Source organism: Microbulbifer sp., from assembly GCF_051659245.1.
Lineage (GTDB): Bacteria > Pseudomonadota > Gammaproteobacteria > Pseudomonadales > Cellvibrionaceae > Microbulbifer.
The window spans coordinates 26,892-44,587 of record NZ_JBOFOC010000108.1 but is presented as its reverse complement, the minus strand read 5'-3'; the positions used below and the strand labels follow the sequence as shown (position 1 = coordinate 44,587).

General features: G+C 64.3%; 17 protein-coding genes. 6 read left to right on the top strand and 11 right to left on the bottom strand.

The genetic code is table 11. From position 1 onward, the window contains the following. Positions 1–51 precede the first annotated feature (51 nt). The 6 genes from mreC to msrB all read left to right on the top strand — a co-directional run bounded on the left by mreC (position 52) and on the right by msrB (position 8,656). On the top strand, positions 52–918 hold the full coding sequence (gene mreC / locus ACRC0P_RS11590) for a rod shape-determining protein MreC (protein ID WP_438631031.1): 867 nt from the start codon (positions 52–54) through the stop codon (positions 916–918). Further along, the gene (gene mreD, locus ACRC0P_RS11585; protein ID WP_438631027.1) at positions 905–1,384 is read left to right on the top strand and encodes a rod shape-determining protein MreD; all 480 of its coding nucleotides are present in this window, start codon (positions 905–907) and stop codon (positions 1,382–1,384) included. Before mreC ends, mreD begins: the two co-directional genes overlap by 14 nt. A 137-nt stretch (positions 1,385–1,521) precedes the next feature. Continuing rightward, positions 1,522–2,199 (top strand): Maf family protein, encoded by a 678-nt coding sequence (locus tag ACRC0P_RS11580; protein ID WP_438631025.1) that lies wholly within the window; start codon positions 1,522–1,524, stop codon positions 2,197–2,199. After that, on the top strand, positions 2,196–3,686 hold the full coding sequence (gene rng, locus ACRC0P_RS11575; protein WP_438631023.1) for a ribonuclease G: 1,491 nt from the start codon (positions 2,196–2,198) through the stop codon (positions 3,684–3,686). The genes ACRC0P_RS11580 and rng overlap by 4 nt, the downstream gene beginning before the upstream one ends. 216 nt (positions 3,687–3,902) lie before the next feature. Further along, on the top strand, positions 3,903–8,072 hold the full coding sequence (locus ACRC0P_RS11570) for a YhdP family protein (protein WP_438631021.1): 4,170 nt from the start codon (positions 3,903–3,905) through the stop codon (positions 8,070–8,072). 50 nt (positions 8,073–8,122) lie between these two features. After that, positions 8,123–8,656 carry a peptide-methionine (R)-S-oxide reductase MsrB gene (gene msrB / locus ACRC0P_RS11565; RefSeq protein ID WP_438631019.1) on the top strand — a complete coding sequence of 178 codons (534 nt, stop codon included), beginning with the start codon at positions 8,123–8,125 and terminating at the stop codon, positions 8,654–8,656. Positions 8,657–8,681: 25 nt separating this feature from the next. Here msrB and yjgA read toward each other — a convergent pair whose 3' ends face one another. The 11 genes from yjgA to ACRC0P_RS11510 all read right to left on the bottom strand — a co-directional run bounded on the left by yjgA (position 8,682) and on the right by ACRC0P_RS11510 (position 17,347). Then, positions 8,682–9,194 (bottom strand): ribosome biogenesis factor YjgA, encoded by a 513-nt coding sequence (gene yjgA / locus ACRC0P_RS11560; protein ID WP_438631017.1) that lies wholly within the window; start codon positions 9,192–9,194, stop codon positions 8,682–8,684. A 345-nt stretch (positions 9,195–9,539) separates the two neighbouring features. Next, positions 9,540–10,907 carry a magnesium transporter gene (mgtE, locus tag ACRC0P_RS11555; protein ID WP_438631015.1) on the bottom strand — a complete coding sequence of 456 codons (1,368 nt, stop codon included), beginning with the start codon at positions 10,905–10,907 and terminating at the stop codon, positions 9,540–9,542. A 181-nt stretch (positions 10,908–11,088) separates the two neighbouring features. Next, a complete protein-coding gene (locus tag ACRC0P_RS11550; RefSeq protein ID WP_438631013.1) occupies positions 11,089–11,358 on the bottom strand; it encodes an HPr family phosphocarrier protein in 270 nt (89 codons plus the stop codon). An 18-nt stretch (positions 11,359–11,376) separates the two neighbouring features. Next, entirely contained in the window at positions 11,377–12,237 is an 861-nt protein-coding gene (gene rapZ, locus ACRC0P_RS11545; RefSeq protein ID WP_438631011.1) for an RNase adapter RapZ, read from the bottom strand. An 81-nt stretch (positions 12,238–12,318) separates the two neighbouring features. After that, on the bottom strand, positions 12,319–12,780 hold the full coding sequence (gene ptsN, locus ACRC0P_RS11540) for a PTS IIA-like nitrogen regulatory protein PtsN (RefSeq protein ID WP_438631009.1): 462 nt from the start codon (positions 12,778–12,780) through the stop codon (positions 12,319–12,321). A 3-nt stretch (positions 12,781–12,783) separates the two neighbouring features. Then, positions 12,784–13,095, bottom strand: coding sequence for a ribosome hibernation-promoting factor, HPF/YfiA family (hpf, locus tag ACRC0P_RS11535; RefSeq protein WP_438631007.1), 312 nt, complete (start codon positions 13,093–13,095; stop codon positions 12,784–12,786). 234 nt (positions 13,096–13,329) lie between these two features. Then, positions 13,330–14,775, bottom strand: a complete 1,446-nt coding sequence (locus tag ACRC0P_RS11530) for an RNA polymerase factor sigma-54 (protein ID WP_438631005.1) — start codon at positions 14,773–14,775, stop codon at positions 13,330–13,332. A 157-nt stretch (positions 14,776–14,932) separates the two neighbouring features. Further along, on the bottom strand, positions 14,933–15,658 hold the full coding sequence (gene lptB, locus ACRC0P_RS11525) for an LPS export ABC transporter ATP-binding protein (RefSeq protein ID WP_438631003.1): 726 nt from the start codon (positions 15,656–15,658) through the stop codon (positions 14,933–14,935). A gap of 48 nt (positions 15,659–15,706) precedes the next feature. Continuing rightward, entirely contained in the window at positions 15,707–16,249 is a 543-nt protein-coding gene (gene lptA / locus ACRC0P_RS11520; protein ID WP_438631001.1) for a lipopolysaccharide transport periplasmic protein LptA, read from the bottom strand. Further along, a complete protein-coding gene (lptC, locus tag ACRC0P_RS11515) occupies positions 16,236–16,802 on the bottom strand; it encodes an LPS export ABC transporter periplasmic protein LptC (protein WP_438630999.1) in 567 nt (188 codons plus the stop codon). Before lptC ends, lptA begins: the two co-directional genes overlap by 14 nt. Continuing rightward, entirely contained in the window at positions 16,802–17,347 is a 546-nt protein-coding gene (locus ACRC0P_RS11510) for a KdsC family phosphatase (RefSeq protein ID WP_438630997.1), read from the bottom strand. Before ACRC0P_RS11510 ends, lptC begins: the two co-directional genes overlap by 1 nt. Between the last annotated feature and the right edge of the window lie 349 nt (positions 17,348–17,696).

The following is a 17,696-nucleotide window of genomic DNA, read 5'->3' as shown; positions in this document are numbered from 1 at the left end:
GCCGCTGGTCGCCCCGCCGCTCCTACAAAGTAATAGTCTGTCTTCGATCCTCTGTCATCTGAACGGAGTCTGGATATTAAACCGCTATTTACCCGCGGCCCATCGCCGGAGTCCCGCATCCTCGTGCTGGGTCTTGTGGCGGCCGCACTCATTGTTATCGGTCTCTACACCGACTGGCTGCAGCCGCTGCGCGAGCGCGCCGCAGACCTGGTCGCCCCTTTCTACTGGATTACCGGTGCTCCCGAGCGTGTCGGCGACTGGGCGGGCGAGCAGCTGCGCACCCGTGAGGAGCTGTTGGAGGAGAACAGCCGTCTCAAACGCCAGATACTGCTGCTGGAACAGCGCAGCCAACTGCTGGCGGCGGTGAAGGCGGAAAACACCCAGCTGAAAGAGTTGATGAACTCCGCGGAATCCGTAGACGAACGGGTGCTGGTGGCGCAGGTGATCGGCGTGTCCCCGGACCCGTTGGAGCATGTGCTGATGATCGACAAGGGCCGCGACGACGGTGTGCGGCCGGGCACGCCGATCATGGACGCCAGCGGCCTGTTGGGGCAGGTGATCGAGGCGGGGGACTCCGTGAGTCGGGTCCTGCTGATCACCGATGCCAGCCACGCGCTGCCGGTACAGGTGCTGCGCAACAGTGTGCGCGCGGTGGCCGAGGGCACCGGTGACCTGTACCGGCTGAAACTGCGCCACCTGGCCAATACCAGCGATATCCGCGAGGGCGACCTGCTGCTCAGCTCCGGCCTCGGCGGGCGTTTTCCCGCCGGCTACCCGGTGGGCGAGGTGATCTCGGTGAAACGGGATCCGGGCCGGGCCTTCGCCGAGGTGGAAGTACTGCCCCGCGGGCGCATGAACCGCAGTCACTTCGTGCTGGCGGTGATCAGCGAAGGGGAGCCGTCCGGTGGAGGCGAATAACCGCTGGTTTATCGCCGTCACCGTACTGACCGCCCTGCTGCTGGCGGTGATGCCGCTGCCGCAGAACTGGCTGTGGTTCCGCCCGGCGTTCACGGCGTTGCTGGTCATCTTCTGGGTCTCGCGGATGCCGCAGAACCTGGGGGTGGGCTTCGCCTGGGTGGTGGGGTTGCTGGAGGACCTGGTCACCGGCGCCACCCTGGGTACCCACGCGCTGGCACTGGCGGTACTGGCCTATTTCAGTTTGCTCACCTACCGCCGCACCCGCGCTTTCAACCCGGCCCAGCAGCTGCTGTGGGTCTTCGTCCTGGTGGGGATCAACCAGGTGGTGGGCAACTGGGTGCACAGCCTCGCGGGCAAGCCGGTGCCCGGCCTGACTTTCCTGTGGCCGGCGGTGACCGGCGCCCTGCTGTGGCCCTGGATGGTTCCCTGGCTGGAACTGACGGCGGGGCGCCTGCAGGTCAGGTAAACGGCCGGGTCGCGCTCGGAAACGCCAGATTGTGAACAGCGTCTGTGCAAGGCGGGTAAAGAAACGGTTATTTTTCGAACAATTCCGTTATAATCTGTCGCTGGGCCATCATCGGAAATAACCATAAGTAGTGATCAGTGCGTAATTCTTCCGCCGACACCCGACTTCTCCTCGCCTCCGGTTCCCCGCGCCGCGCGCAGCTGCTGGCGCAGATCGCCGTGCCCTTTACCCGCGTAACCCCCTCTGTGGTAGAGATCCGCGCCGATGGCGAGACCCCGCAGGACTATGTGCAGCGCCTGGCGCGGGAAAAGGCCACCGCCGGCCTGGAAGCGGCCGGGGCGGTGGACCCCTCGCTCTGGGCCCTGGGCGCCGATACCCTGGTGTTGGCGGGCGACCGCGTGCTGGAAAAACCCCGGGATTTCACCGATTTCGAATCCACCATGCTGGCCCTGTCCGGCGTCGAGCACTCAGTGCTGACCGCTGTCTGCCTGCGCAGCAGCGAGCGTCAGTTCAGCCGCCTGGTGGAAACCCGGGTGCGCTTTCGACATCTGAACCATGAACAGATCCGGGCCTACTGGGATACCGGCGAGCCGCTGGACAAGGCCGGCGGCTACGGCATCCAGGGCCTGGGTGCGGCGCTGGTGGAGTCCATCAGCGGCAGTTACAGCAATGTGGTGGGCCTGCCCCTGGAGGCGCTGGTGCCGATGCTGGAAAAGGCTGCCATTCCCTACTGGTGTGAGGAGACAGCCTTGAGCGGGGAGGAGACAGCCTTGAGCGGAGAGGAGACAGGCTTGAGCGGGAAGGACAGGACGTGAGCGAAGAGCTGTTGATCAATGTGGCGCCCACGGAGACCCGTGTGGCGCTGGTGGAGAACGGTGTACTGCAGGAGGTCTACCTGGAGCGCAGCGCGCGTCGCGGCATCGTCGGCAACATCTACAAGGGCAAGGTGGCGCGGGTGCTGCCCGGTATGCAGGCGGCGTTCGTGGATATCGGCCTGGAGCGGGCCGGCTTTATCCACGCGTCGGATATCGCGCCCCTGGATGAAGAGGGCATGGAGTCCCGCGAGCCGGCGGAGGTGGCGGATATCCGCGCCCTGGTGCGCGAGGGCCAGCCGCTGGTGGTGCAGGTGGTCAAGGACCCCATCGGCAGCAAGGGCGCGCGCCTCACCACCCACCTGTCGGTGTCCGCCCGCTACCTGGTGTATATGCCGCAGACCCGCCATATCGGCATCTCCAACCGCATCGAGGACGAGGGCGAGCGGGAGCGGTTGCGCGGTCTGGTGGAGCAGGCCTCCGCCAGGCTGGCGGAATCCGGGCAGTCCGGGGACGGCGGCTTTATCCTGCGTACCGTGGCCGAGGGGGTCAACGAGGGGGAGCTGCTGCGGGACATCCCCTTCCTCTACAAGCTGTGGGCGGACCTGGAGCAGCGCATCGACGCGCGCCCGCTGCCCTCGGGGATCTTCGAGGACCTGCCGCTGTTTATGCGCGCCCTGCGCGACCTGGCGCGCCCCTGCACGGAGAAAATCCGCATCGACTCCCGCGAGGCCCACGGCCGCGCGGTGGAATTTGCCGGCAAGTATGCGCCGGAAATCGCCGGGCGCCTGGAGCACTATCCCGGCGAGCGGCCGCTGTTCGACCTCTACGGCGTGGAGGAGGAGATCCGCAAGGCGCTGCACAACAAGGTCACGCTCAAATCCGGCGGCTACCTGATCGTCGAGCAGACCGAGGCGATGACCACTATCGATGTCAATACCGGCGCCTTCGTGGGCCACCGCAACCTGGAAGAGACTATCTTCAAGACCAACCTGGAGGCGGCCACGGCCATCGCCCGTCAGCTGCGCCTGCGCAACCTGGGTGGCATCATCATTATCGATTTCATCGATATGAAGGACTCGGAGCACCAGCGTCAGGTGCTGCGCACCCTGGAGAAAACGCTGGAGCGGGACCACGCCAAGACCAGTATCACCGGCGTATCCGAACTGGGCCTGGTGGAAATGACCCGCAAGCGCACCCGCGAGAGCCTGGGGCAGATACTCTGCGAACCCTGCCCGGTGTGCGAGGGCCGCGGCACCCTGAAAAGCGCGGAGACGGTGTGCTACGAAATCTTTCGCGAGATTATCCGCGAGGCGCGGGCCTACGACAGCGAAAAGATCATGGTACTGGCCAGCCAGATGGTGATCGATTTGCTGCTCGACGAAGAGTCGGCCAATGTGGCGGATCTGGAGGAGTTTATCGAACGGCCGATACAGTTTCAGGTGGAGCCTATCTACAACCAGGAGCAGTATGACATTGTTCTTGTGTAAGAGCGGGACTCGGGACTCGGGACTCGGTAACGCGATACGGGCCTGTGCCGCGACGCGGCTGGCTGCCCGCGCCCAGACAATGTCTTCGTCTCACGTTTGTTCGTGCCCGCTCGCTGTAGGAGCCTGCTTGCAGGCGAAACCGAGCCTCGAGTCCCGAGTCCCGAGTCCCGTTTTTACGCAATCGAGTTCCGAGTCCCGACCAAGCGGAGCCCCCCAATGATCTGCTGGCTCCGCCTTTTCGCGCGCAAGGTCTGGCTGCTGGCGATCGCCCTGGTGATCGGGCTCGCCATCCTGGTGCAGACCGGGCGAATCCTCTCGCCCCAGGTGGAGGAGTACCGCCCGCAGATCAGCGCCTGGTTGTCCCAGCGCCTCGGCGCCCCGGTGGAGATGCAGGGGCTGTCCCTGCGCTGGCAGGCCCTGGAAGTGGCGCTGCAGGTGGACGGCCTGCGCCTGGGAGAGAAGGGCGAGGTGCACATGGGCTACGGCCTCTTCCACCTGGACCTGCTGGCCAGCCTGTGGAACCGGGAGCTGGTGTGGAAGAATCTGCAGGTGGACGACTTCAGCGCCCAACTCAGCCGCACGGCCGAGGGCGGCTGGCATATAGACGGCTTTCCGCCCGCCGCCCCGGGGCAAACCCCGCGGGGGGAATCCGGGCAACTGCACCTGGGTGATCCGGCGCGCATCTTCCTGTTGGGTCCGAAAGTACAGGTGCGCAACGCCAGTTTCACCCTGCGTCTGCCCGAAGGCCAGGCGGCGCAGATCGAGCTGCCCCGGGTGCAGCTGGAGAACAGCGGCTCCTTCCACCGCCTGAGCGCGCACGCGTTTATCTCCCGCGCCGCCGGCGAGCCGGCCGGCATTGCGACGGTCCCTCATACCGAGCAGGCCCAAGGCGAGACCCTGCGCCTGGTACTGGAGGGGCGCGGTAATCCCCGGAGCAAGTCCCGCTTTTCCCTCAACGGCTATCTCCAACTGAACGAACTGCTGGTGGACGAAGACATCGTCGCTCTGCTGCACCAGCTGACTCCCCTGCCGGAAAAATACCACTGGAACGGGCGCAAGCTGGCGCAGGGGCGGTTGTGGCTGAAGGGTGAGGGCAAGCGGGGCTACCGCCTCCTGGGCCGCCTGGACCTGGCCCGGGCAGAGGGCGACGTGCCGGAGGGCGATGAAGCGCCCAGTGAACCGGCACTGATGGAGCCGCTGCAATCCCTCTCCGGTGATATATCCGGCAACTGGCAGCCGGGGGCTAGCTGGCAGCTGGCGTTGCAGGGGATTCGTGTCGACTGGCGCGACCTGGAAATGCCCCCTCTCAACCTTCAGGCCCGCGGCAGTGAGCAAACCGGTTTGCAACTGTCCCTGGACAGTCTCGAGCTGGCCGCCTGGAGCCGGATACTGCAGCGCTTGGAGTGTCTCCCGGAACATGCCGCGGAATGGCTCGAGGCGCTCGAGCCCAGCGGCCAGTTGAACAACATCCAGCTCGCCCGCAGTGCGGATGGGCAGGTGACCCTCGGCGCCCAGCTGCACAATATCGCCGCCGGCGCCCATCGCGGTGCCCCAGCCGTGGAGGGGCTGAATGGCTATCTGCAACTGAATGGCGCCAACGGCCGGGTGGAACTGGACAGCGGCGAGGGTTTCAGCGCGCATTTCCCGCAGCTCTACAAAGAGCCTTTCCGCTTCCACAGCGCCCGCGGCACTGTGGCCTGGAACGTGGACCGTGAGGGCAATGCGGTGACGGTCAATTCGGGCCGGCTGCAATTGCACAGTGACGAAGGCGAAATCGCCGGCCAGTTTTTGCTGGAGCTGCCTTTCGTTCCCCGCAGCCGCGCCGCCGAATTAACCCTGGCCCTGGGCCTGCGCGATGCGCCGGTTACCGCGCAGGAGGCGCTGGTACCCTACACCCTGAGCGAAGACCTGCGCGACTGGCTGAATCGCGGTTTGGGGGAGAACAATCCCGGCCGGGTGACCAGCGCCGGCTTTGTCTACCGGGGCTCATCCTACCGCGAGGGCGACAGGGAGGCGCTGCTGCAACTGGGCCGGCACCCGGAGCGGCAGACGGTACAGCTGGCGGCGAACCTGGCTGGCGGCGAACTGGACTACGCCCGCGGCTGGCCCGCGGCCCGGGACGTGGATGCGCGGCTGCTGGTCGATGACGACCGGGTGGTGGTCAACGCCAGCAAAGCCAAGCTCTGGAACATCGATGCGCGGCAGATCGAGGTGGGGGTGACTCCCAGCGCCGTGGGCGAGGGCTCGCTGCTGGGGGTGCGCGCACAGCTGTCCGGGCCGGCCGCCGACGGCCTGAAGCTGCTGCGGCAGTCGCCCCTGCGCGAACGGTTGGGCGCTGCCTTCGACGACTGGAAACTGGACGGGGGGATCAGTGGTGAGCTGACCCTGTCCCAGCCCCTGGGCGGCGCCCCGCTGCCGGCGCGGCAGAATGTGGAACTGGAACTGCAGGGTGGGGCCCTGAGCCTCCAGGATCTCAGATTGGATATCACCGGCCTGGAAGGGCGGGTGCACTACGACAGCGATGCCGGCCTCGAGGGCACCCGCCTGAGCGGCGACCTCTGGGGTCGCCAACTGGACGCCAAGATACAGCACCTGGGCGCGGGGGAGATGCGTGATACCCAGGTGGTGGTGACCGGGCGCAACAGCGTTGCTGCGGTGGGGGAGTGGAGCGGCCGCCCCGAGACCGGCTGGCTGGAGGGTGATTTCGACTACCGCGCCCTGGTGACCATCCCCGCGCAGGCCAAGGACAAGCCCTATTCGGCGGTGCTGGAACTGACGTCCGACCTGGCCGGGGTGTCGGTGAAGTTGCCCGCGCCGCTGGGCAAACTGGCGGAAGACAAGACCCGCTTCGTCGTGCGGGTGCCCGTGGGCGCCGAGGGCAGCCTCTACCACCTGGATTACGGCGAACACCTGCAGGGCCGTTTCTGGAAAGTGGACGGCCAGTTGGAGCGCGCCGCCGTCGCGCTCAATGCCGAGGCCCGCCTGCCCGGGGAGCGCAGCCTGGCGATTACCGGAGATCTGTCCCGGGTGGACCTGTCTCGCTGGCGCCAGGTGCTGGCTGTCTACGATGGAGACGAGAGGACCGCCGGGGAGGCGACAGGACCTGAACCGTCGCCCCTGCCGGTGACTCTGGACCTGAGTACCGACCGGTTGCTGCTCGGCGCGACCGGGATAGACCATATCCACCTGCAGGGCCGCGGCCTGGGAGCGGACTGGCAGCTGCAGTTTGACAGCGAGACCGCCGCCGGCCGGCTGAGCGGGGCGCTCGACGGGGAGGCGCCGCTACAGCTGAAACTGAGCCACCTGCGCCTGCCGGCACTGGAAAAGAGAACCGCGGAGGGCGCCGATTCCGAAGGAGAGGGCGGGCCGCCGGACCCCTGGTCGGGCTACGATTTCGCCGGTCTGCCGCGGGTGGATTTCAGCACCGAGAGCCTGCACCTGGGAGAAGAGGATTTCGGCCGCTGGTCATTCCATCTGCGCCCGTCCCCCGACCGCCTGGTGGTGAGCGATATCCGCGGCGCCCTGCGCGGAGTGCTTGTCGAGGGTCGCGGTGAGGGCGAAAACCGGCTGGGTGCCCAACTGATGTGGACGCGTGCGGAGGACGGCAGCGAGTCGTCGCAGTTTATCGGTCGCCTGCGCGCGGGCGACCTGGCGTATGTGCAGCGGCTCTGGGGCCAGGAGCCGGCGATCGAGAGCGAATCCGCCACCTTCGATACAGCGTTGCGCTGGGACGGTTCGCCGGCGCGTGTGGCCGGCAACCTGCTATCTGGCGAACTGAAAATCGATATTCGCAAGGGGCGCTTTCTGCGCGCCTCTGACAACGCTGGCTCCGCGGTGCTGCGACTGTTGTCGCTGTTCAACTTCGATACCTGGGCGCGGCGCCTGCGCCTGGACTTTTCCGATCTGTACCAGAGCGGCATGGCCTTCGACCGGGTGCGCGGCGAGGTGTTTTTCGAGGGCGACGGCCAGTTGCTGATCGCCGTGCCCATCCAGGTGGAGGGGCCCACCAGCGAGTTGCAGATGGCCGGCCGGGTCAACCTGAAACGGGAGGATCTGAACCTGACCCTGGTGGCCACCCTGCCGGTGAGCAACAACCTGGCCCTGGTGGCGGCGTTGGCGGGCGGCCTGCCGGCGGCGGCGGGGGTCTACCTGATCAGCAAGGCGTTCAAGAAACAAATGAATAAAATGGCCAGTGTCAGTTACCGTATCAGCGGGGACTGGTCCGATCCCCAGATACGCTTCGACAGGCTGTTCGACGACGAGGGCGCGCGACGCCAGGGCAGTGCCGCCGAGCGACAGATCAACGAAGCCGCCCGGGCGCGGGGCCAGCCGGATGGGGAACCGGCGGCGAAGGCCAGCCAGTTGTCCCCGCCCCCCGCCGGCTGAGCTGTGTCGCCGGGAAGGACTCTGAACCAGTGGGTAGAGAGGCTTCGAATATGAACAGATCCGCTCTGCTGCTTGCGCTCATCCTGGGCGCCGCCGCGCTGCCCGCCTGCACCGAGGCGGATGAGGGGCGCGATCAGTCCATGACCGTGGAAGAAGCGAAGGCGCATATCGCCGCGGGCACCGAGCTGTCGCGGATTCCCAAATCCGTGTGGCGCCAGCTGCTGCCGGAAGACCAGTACGAAATACTATGGGAGAGGGACACCGAACGCGCCTTCAGCGGCAAGTGGCTGCACAATGAGGCGAAGGGAGTTTATGTGACTGCCGGCTGCCGCCTGCCCGTGTTCAGTTCCGAGCACAAGTACGATTCCGGTACCGGCTGGCCCAGTTTCTGGGACATCGCCTATCCGGAAAATGTGGTGCTGCGCGAAGACTACAACTGGGGGATAAAGCGCACCGAAGTCCTGTCCGCCTGCGGTGAGCACCTGGGCCATGTGTTCGAAGACGGCCCCGAGCCCACCGGCCTGCGCTACTGTCTCAATTCCCTGGCATTGGATTTCGTACCAACGGTTGCGAAAACCGAATGATTATTCGATATTGTGGGCGCCGCCCCTACGATTCCTGCATAAACAAGTCGCGCAGGAAACGAAACAGCTTGCGCTGGTTGGCCGGCGGTTTGCCGGTTTGGATTTCCCTGTTTGAGTCGCGGATCAACTGGCGCAGCTGTTGGTGGTCCGCCTGCGGATAGCGATCGAAAAACTCGCTCTGCGTAGCCTTGTCTCCGTCCAGAAGGCGCTTGCGCCAGTCTTCGGCCATCTTGTCGAAACGGATATGCTGTTGGTCCCGTTCCCTGAACCTGGCCAGTACCGTCTCGATCGCCTCGCTGTCGGCGCTGCGCATCAGTTTGCCGATATACTGCAGCTGTCGCCGGCGGGCCTCGTTGGATTTGATACGGTGGAGGGTATTGATCGCCTCGCGCAGATCCTGGTCCAGCGGCACCTCCGCCAGCTGGGCCGCCCCCAGCTCGGTGAGCTGTTTACCCAGGTCCTGCAACTGGTGCATTTCCTTTTTTACCCGGGTTTTGCTTTTCGGCTGTTCTTCTTCGAAATCGTCGTATTCGTGCATTCTGTTTTTTTCCCGTAGGTGCGTCGCGCGCACCGTTTGTCTCGGGTACGCGCGAGGCGCACCTTGGAGCCTGTTTGAATTCTTCGTTTCCCACCCGGCCCCGCACTGGACGTGCAGCAAACAGGCTCTTAGGTGAATGGCACTAAGTTAAGGCTTTCGGGCGGGCCTGCTACCGGGAGCTGTTTGCGGGACACGGGCTAGGCGCCCCCCCGTGAATACATCCCTGTAGGCTTGTCCGCGAGGTCCCTCTCGCAGACAGTCCCGCAAACAGCTCCCGGTAGCAGGCCCTTCGCATCAAGCTCATCGCTTAACTTAGTGCCATTCGGCTCTTAGGTCATTCTTCAGCTAACCGTAGTACCAGGCCGCCAGACCGAGAAAGGACATAAAGCCCACCACGTCGGTGACGGTTGTGAGCGCCACGCCGCCGGCCAGGGCCGGATCTATGCGCATGGCGCGCAGCACTACCGGCAGTATGGCGCCGGCCAGGGCCGCGGTAATCAGGTTGATGATCATCGCCGCGAGGATGATCAGGGCAATCCTGGCATCACCGAACCACAGGCCGGCCACCAGGCCCATCACCATTGACCAGAGCAGGGCGTTGAGGGCGCCGGAACCCAGCTCGCGGGAGAGCAGCCAGCTCAGGTTGCTGCGGCCTATCTGCCCCAGGGCCATGCCGCGAATCACCACGGTGAGGGTCTGGCTGCCGGCCACGCCGCCCATACTGGCGACGATGGGCATCAGCACTGCGAGGGCTACCACCTTGTCGAGCGTCCCCTGGAACAGGCTGATCACCCAGGAGGCGAGCAGGGCGGTGAGCAGGTTGATCCCCAGCCAGACCGCGCGGCGGCGCGCGGTGCGTCTTACAGGCGCGAAGGTGTCCTCCTCCTCGTCCAGGCCGGCGAGGCTCATCAAGGAGTGGTCGGCATCCTCGCGGATCACGTCCACCACGTCGTCGATGGTGATGCGACCCAGCAGGCGATTGTCCTGATCCACCACCGGCGCGGTAATCCAGTCGTACTTCTCGAACAGGCGCGCGACCTCGCTGTCGGCGAGGTCCGCCGGTATCGGCTCCACGTCGGTGCTCATCACCTCGCGCACGGTGACCGAGGGGTCGGTGGTGAGCAGTTTTGACAGGGGCAGCAGGCCGATGTACTGGTCCTTGCGGTTGACCACGAACAGGTTGTCGGTGGATTCCGGCAACTGCTCGTGGCGGCGCAGGTAGCGCAGCACCACGTCGAGGGTGAGGTTGGGGCGTACGGATATGGTGTCCGTGTCCATCAGGCCGCCGGCGGTCTCCTCGTCGTAGGGGAGTACCCGCTCCACCCGCTGGCGGTCGCGCTCGCTCATGGCGGAGAGCACTTCCGCCATCACCCGCTCCGGAAGCTGCTGCAGTATGTCGGCGATATCGTCGGCGTGCAGGCCCTCCATCAGCGCCACCATTTCCCCGGTGTCCAGGGTGGCGAGGATCTGGCTCTGCACCTCGTCGCTGAGTTCCTGCAGGACCTCGCCCTCGACCTCCTTGCCGATCAGTTCCCAGATCACCTGGCGGATCCGCGGCGGCGAACTCTCCAGCAACTGGGCGATGCTCTGCGGCGTGAGGGTGCCCAGCATGCGCCGGACTTCGCGCCCGGTGCCGCTGTCGAGGGCAGCGAACAGTTCGCTCAATTGGTTCTGTGCGCGGAACTGGATCTCTGCCGGGGGAGGGTTGGGCACGGCGGCTCCTTCAATGCGGAATGCGGAATGCGGAATGCGGAATGGTGGTTCGTGCCGCAACCGAGGCCGGCGGCCGGTTGAGCGCATGATCGCGGCCGGCGGCGGAGGGCCGCCCCGCCGCTCCTACAGCGGGTAGCTGGCCCCTATTCCGCATTCCGCATTCATCATTCCGCATTATCTTTCACTCTGCTTCGCCGAAACGGTCCGCCACCAGTTCGTTGATGGCGCTGAGCGCGGCCTCTTCGTCGCAGCCGTCGACCTCCAGTTCCAGGTCACAGTCCTTGCCGGCGGCCAACAGCATCAGCGCCATCACGCTTTTGCCGTCCACGCACTTGCCCCGGCAGTGCACTTTTATGTCGGATGAGAAGCGCGCGGCGGTCTGCGCGAACTTGCTGGCGGCGCGGGCGTGCAGGCCCAGCTTGTTGATGATGGTGATCTGACTTTTCTGCATGGGTTGTTTCGACGTGGGTTACTGCGATTGTTCGCGGTGGCGGATCTGTATATTGTCGAACTGGCTGGAGAAGGCTTTCGCCAGCTGTTCCACCATATACACGGAGCGATGGCGACCGCCGGTACAGCCCACGGCGATACAGGTGTAGCTGCGGTTGCTCTGCTGGTAGGAGGGCAGCCAGCGTTGCAGGAACTGGCTGATGTCCCGCTCCATATCCCCGGTCTCCGGCTGCGCGCGCAGGAACTCGATCACTTCCGGGTCGCGGCCGGTTTTGTGGCGCAGCTCCGCGATCCAATAGGGGTTTGGCAGGCAGCGCAGGTCGAACACCAGATCGGCGTCCACCGGTACGCCGTGCTTGTAGCCGAAGGACTGGAACAGGATCGCCATGCCCGGCGACTCCTCGCCCACCACCCGGGTTTTCACCAGGTCGCGCAGCTGGTGCAGGCTGAGGCTGCTGGTGTCGATTACCAGGTCCGCTATGGCCGCCAGCGGGGCGAGCAGTTCCTTTTCCCGATTGAGGGCTTCCAGCAGGTGGGTGCGGTTGTCGCTGAGGGGGTGTTTGCGCCGGGTTTCGCTGAAGCGTTGCACCAGCACCGGTGAGCGGGCGTCCATGTAGATGACATCGCACTGCACGCCGCTTTCGCGCAATTCCTCGATGACCCGCGGTGCCTGCTGCACGTCCTGCCACAGGTTGCGCGCATCGATGCCCAGTGCCAGCCTGGGGTTGTCCACCGGCGGCTGTTCGCGCACCCGCCGCACCAGTTCTGGCAGCAGGCTGGCTGGAAGGTTGTCGATGCAGTTGAAGCCGACGTCTTCCAGCAGTTGCAGGGCGGAGCTTTTACCGGAGCCGGAACGGCCGCTGATAATCACTAAGCGCATTTTTTCGATTACCAATTATCAATGATCTGTGATTGTATCTGATGCTCAATGCCAGGCGTTCATTGTTAATTGGTCGCTGATTCAGGCCGCCGCGGCGCTGTCGATGGCCAGGGCGTAGAGTTCATCGTTGGTCTGGGCCTGGCGCAGTTTTTCCCGTACCCGGCTGTCGGAGAACAGGGCGGCGACTTCCGCCAGAGTTTCCAGGTGTTCCTGCTCTGCATCCTCTGGCACCAGCAGCGCGAACAGCAGGTCCACGGGCTGGCGGTCGGCGGCGTCGAAGTCGATCGCCGGCTCGGTGGTGCAGAGTACGCCGATGGGGCGCTCACAGCCGGGCAGGCGGCAGTGGGGGATGGCTACCCCCTCGCCGATACCGGTGGAGCCGAGGCGCTCGCGGGCGAGAAGCTGGTTGAAAATAGTGTCGGCATCCAGTTGTGGATATTCTTCGGCGATGGCCTGGGCAATATTTAACAGCAATTTTTTTTTGCTGCTCCCCGCCAGGTGACAAAGACTCAGGCGGGGAGAGAGTAGGGATTCCAATGTCATAGCTTATCGGTGGTTCTGTAACTTCTCTTTGTGTTTCTTGAGCTGGCGGTCCAGCTTGTCGGAGAGGGCGTCGATGGCCGCGTACAGGTCCTTGTCTTCGGAGGTGGCACAGAGGTCGTGTCCATTCATGTGCACCCTGGCCTCGGCCCTCTGTACCCTGGCCTCGGCCTTCTGGGTCAGTTTTTCAACCGATAGGATTACCTGGGCATTGGTAATGTTGTCGTAGTGCCGGGAGAGTTTTTCCAGTTTGCTATGGCAGTAATCGCGGATGGGGTCGGTCAATTCCACGTGGTGGCCACTGATGTTGATCTGCATGGACTTCTCCTCATCGAGTGCGTCGCTAGCCGGCCGCTCCTCGTCTGGGCCGCAACCCTACTAGGAAGTTAGCCAGAATGGAAGGATACACTCAAAGTTCGGGCGTTGGTCGCGGGCTGGGTGGAGTTGGACGCCTGTAAAAACTGACCGGCATATCGATATCGGTCAAAATCTGTGACTAAAAGTGTCCCGCTGGTCTGTAAATCTTGTCGGGAGATTGTGAGCGGTCTCTCATCAGACCAGGCGCTTGCGCTCGCTGGAGGAGGGGATGCCCATGGATTCCCGGTATTTGGCCACGGTGCGCCGGGCCACCTTGATGCCCTGGCGGTCCAGTTCCTGGGTGATCTTGTTGTCGGATAGGGGCTTGCGGGCTTCCTCGGAGTCGATCAGCTTGCGGATCATGGCGCGGATGGCGGTGGAGGAGGCGTCTTCACCGGAGTCGGTGCTCACGTGGCTGGAGAAGAAGTACTTGAGTTCGAACACGCCGCGGGGGGTGAGCATGTATTTCTGGGTGGTGACCCGGGAGATGGTGGATTCGTGCATGCCGATGGTCTCGGCGATATCCGCCAGCACCATGGGTTTCATCGCTTCCGGGCCCCGCTCGAAAAAGTCCTGCTGCTTGTCCACGATACTCGAGGCCACTTTGAGCAGTGTCTCGTTGCGGCTTTGCAGGCTCTTCAGGAACCAGCGCGCCTCCTGCAGGTGGTCGCGCAGGAAGTTGTTGTCAGTGGAGTTGTCGGCGCGCTTGATCAGTGCCGCGTAGTCGCCGTTGATGCGCAGTTTCGGGGTGGTCTCCGGGTTCAGCTCCACCAGCCAGCGCTGCTGTTTGCGGCTGACGATGATATCCGGCACCACATACTGGGTCTCGTCGCCGCCGAAAGCCTCCCCGGGGTGGGGATTCAGGGTCTGGATCAGGCGCACCACCTCGCCCAGTTGCGCCTCGCTCAGGCGTGTGCGGCGACTCAGCTGGCGGAAATCGCGCTTGCCCAGCAGGTCCAGGTGGCTGCCTACGACGATCTGTGCCTGCTCCAGCCAGGGGGTGTTCGCGGGCAGCTGCTGCAGCTGCAACAACAGGCATTCGCGCAGGTCGCGGGCGCCGCAGCCGGCGGGTTCGAACTGCTGGATGATCTTGAGTATCGCGACGACTTCGTCTTCCTCTGCGTTCAGGGCCGGGGCCAGTTCCGCCGGGAGGGATTCGAGAAAGCCGTTTGGGGCGATGGCATCGATCAGGGTCTCACCGATCAGTTTGTCCTGTTCGGACAGGGGGGTGAGATTGAGTTGCCACAACAGATGGCTGTGCAGACTGTCCGGCACCGAATTGCGCTGTTCCAGGGCCGGGTCGTCGCCCTCGCCGCCGCTGTAGCTGCCGCCGCTGTAGATGTCGTCCCAGCGGGTATCCACCGGCAGGTCGTCGGGGATGTCGTGGCTCCAGTCGCTTTCGGCAGCCTGTTCGGTTCCGTTGGCGGCGCCGCTGTCGGCCTGTTGCTCCTGAGTGTTCTGTTCCCTGGCTGTCTCTGCGGGCTCCTCGCCCTCGGTTTCCAGCAGCGGGTTGCTGTCCAGCGCCGACTGGATTTCCTGTTGCAGGTCCAGGGTGGAGAGCTGTAGCAGGCGGATAGCCTGCTGCAGCTGGGGCGTCATGGTCAGCTGAGTGCCGAGTTTTATTTGAAGGGACTGCTTCATAGAAGAAACTGCAAGGCATCCGGCGGATGAATCATCTGAAAATTCAGGATGTTGCAGACTAACCCTCTGCGGGGCGGCTTGCAAGCAAAAACTGTGCCGGCTTTTTGGGTCAGGCGACGAGTGGTGGGGTGGCAGGGGCGAACCCCGAATTCGGACACTAGATGGTGAACTCATGCCCCAGGTAGACCTCCCGCACCTGCTGGTTGGCGAGTACTTCCGCCGGGGTGCCGGCGGCGATGATGTGTCCCTCGCTGACGATATAGGCGGTCTCGCAGATATCCAGGGTCTCGCGCACATTGTGATCGGTGATCAGTACGCCGATGCCCCTGTTCCGCAGGTGGCGGATGATCTGCTTGATATCGTTGACCGAAATCGGATCCACGCCGGCGAAAGGCTCGTCCAGCAGTACAAAATCCGGATCTGTGGCCAGGGCGCGGGCTATCTCCACCCGGCGGCGCTCGCCGCCGGACAGCGCCATGCCCAGGTTGCCCTCGATGTGAGTGATGTTGAATTCCTTCAGTAATTCCCGGGTCTGTTGCAGGCGCTCGGCGCGGGACAGGTCCTTGCGGGTCTCCAGGATGGCGAGGATGTTGTCGCGCACTGTGAGGCGGCGGAATACCGAGGCTTCCTGGGGCAGGTAGCCGATGCCCTTGCGCGCCCGGCCGTGCATGGACAGGCCGGTGATGTCCTCGTCGTCGATCAGTACCTGGCCGGCATCCGCCTGCACCAGGCCGGCAATCATATAGAAACAGGTGGTTTTGCCGGCGCCGTTGGGGCCGAGCAGGCCGACCACCTGGCCGCTGCTGACGCTGACGGAGACGTCCTGGACAACTTTGCGTTTCTTGTATTGCTTGGCGAGATGTAACGCTTTCAGCGTTGGCATATTTCAATTCCGGTTGATCTGGCAGCCCTGGGTCCGACAGGCTGCTGGCTATTGGTGTTCGTCGCCGGTTGCGGGCTGCTGTTCAGTCTTTTTCTTTTCCGGTTTCCAGATCATTTCCACCCGCCCTTCGCCGGACTGGCCCTGGGCCTGCATCTGCTCGCTGGCCAGGTCGTAATCGATGCGCTCGGCGGTGAGGGTGTTGCCGTCGCGGTCCACGTAGGCGTCGCCGGTGAGGTGAAGTTCGTCGGAGTTGACGGTGTACTCGATGCGTGCGGCGCGGGCCTTGACCGGGTTCTGGCTCTGCTGGACCTGTTGCTGGAAGTGGGCTGGTTTGCCGGTGGCGATCACGCGGTTGATTTCCCCCTCGGCGTTGCCGTGGACTTCCACCCGGTCGGCGCGAATCTGCAGTGAGCCTTGGGTTATCACAACGTTGCCGCTGTATACAAACAGGTTTTTGCTGCGGTCGCCTTCGAAGTGTTTTGCGTCCACTTTGATCGGCTGGTCGCGATCGCCGGGCAGGGCGATGGCCTGCGCGATCAGGATCAGTGCGGAGATGGCGGCGAGCGGCCGCAGGAACTTATTTGGTTTCATAGATGCTTTCTACCTCGGAGAGGATCTCCACCCGGTCTTCATTCAGGTAGGCGCGCAGGCCTTTGCCCTGGGTGCGGCTGGGACCGGAGGTAATGGTAACAACTTTGTCCGTTTCGGCGTATTCCTTGCGGGGCTCGATGGTGATGCTCTGGGTACGCAATTGGACACCGCCGGGCCCCGGCAATTCATCGATTTTTACATCGCCGTGCAGTACCACCCGCTGGCCGTTGTTGTGGGCCACTCCGGTTTTCGATTCGGTATGCCATGTGGGCTGTTTGTCCTGGTAGAAGAGTATACGCGGTTCGGTGAGATCGGCGCGATCGCGGCGGGCGAACTGGAAGTAGGTGATGCGCTCTGCGTCCACCCGGTAGGCGAGGGTGCCCTCCTGATTGAAGTGCCGGGTGCGCGCATCGCGAATCACCAGGTCTGCGGCCTGGGTGTGCTGCTGCGGAGTGGGATGTTTGCCGAGCAGTTCTTCCGGCGGGCTCTCGGCAAACCAGAGCCCCAGGCTGATGAGCGCGACGACGATAACCAGCGGCAGCCAGGTGCGCATCAGTTTTCTCCGTCTCCGAGGTAGGGGGCCAATGCGGCTTCAAATGTACCCTGCACCTGCATGATGCGATCGCAGACTTCGCGCACGGCCCCCTCGCCGCCGCGCTTCCCGGTGACCCACAGGGCGCGCTCGCGCACCGCCGGCGCGGCGTTGGGGACCGAAATGGGACAGCCAACGCGGGTCATCACCTGCAGGTCCGGGTAGTCGTCGCCCATGTAGGCCATGTCTTCCAGGCGGTAGCCCTCACCGGCAAAGAGTTCCTGCAGCGCGGTGAACTTGTCCTCGCGCCCCTGGATCAGTTTGCCCACACCCAGTTCGTGGGCGCGGCGCTCGACCACGGCGCTGCGCCGGCCGGTGATGATAGCCACCTGCACGCCGGTCTTCTGCAGCATCTTGATACCGTGGCCGTCCAGGGTGTGGAAGCTCTTGAGTTCGTTGCCGTTGTTGTCGAAGCTGAGCCTGCCGTCGGTGAGCACGCCGTCCACGTCCAGTACCAGGTGGCGCACGCGCGCCAGGGCGCTGTTGAGTTGTTCTTCAGAAATCACGGTGGTCCTTAAAAGCTGTTGGGTGGCGGTGGCTTTTTTTGCCGTATGCCGGTATTCGGGGGCTTCTAGCCAGGGCTGTGGCGGCGCTGCTGCCGGTGGCCGTTCGCTCTACAGCCTCATCGGCAAACGTTTCGCGAACGGCCCCCCGGAAGCAGCGCCTGCGCATCGGGTCCCGGTATTCTTTTCCGGATCCCGGATCCCGGATCCCCGAGATCAGATCACCCCGGCGCGCAGTATGCTGCATATGCAGCAAGCCGGTGGGGGCGGTGCGCCTCGTTCTCTTGCCGTATGCCGGTATTCGGGGGCTCCTGGCCAGGGCTGTGGCGGCGCTGCTGCCGGTGGCCGTTCG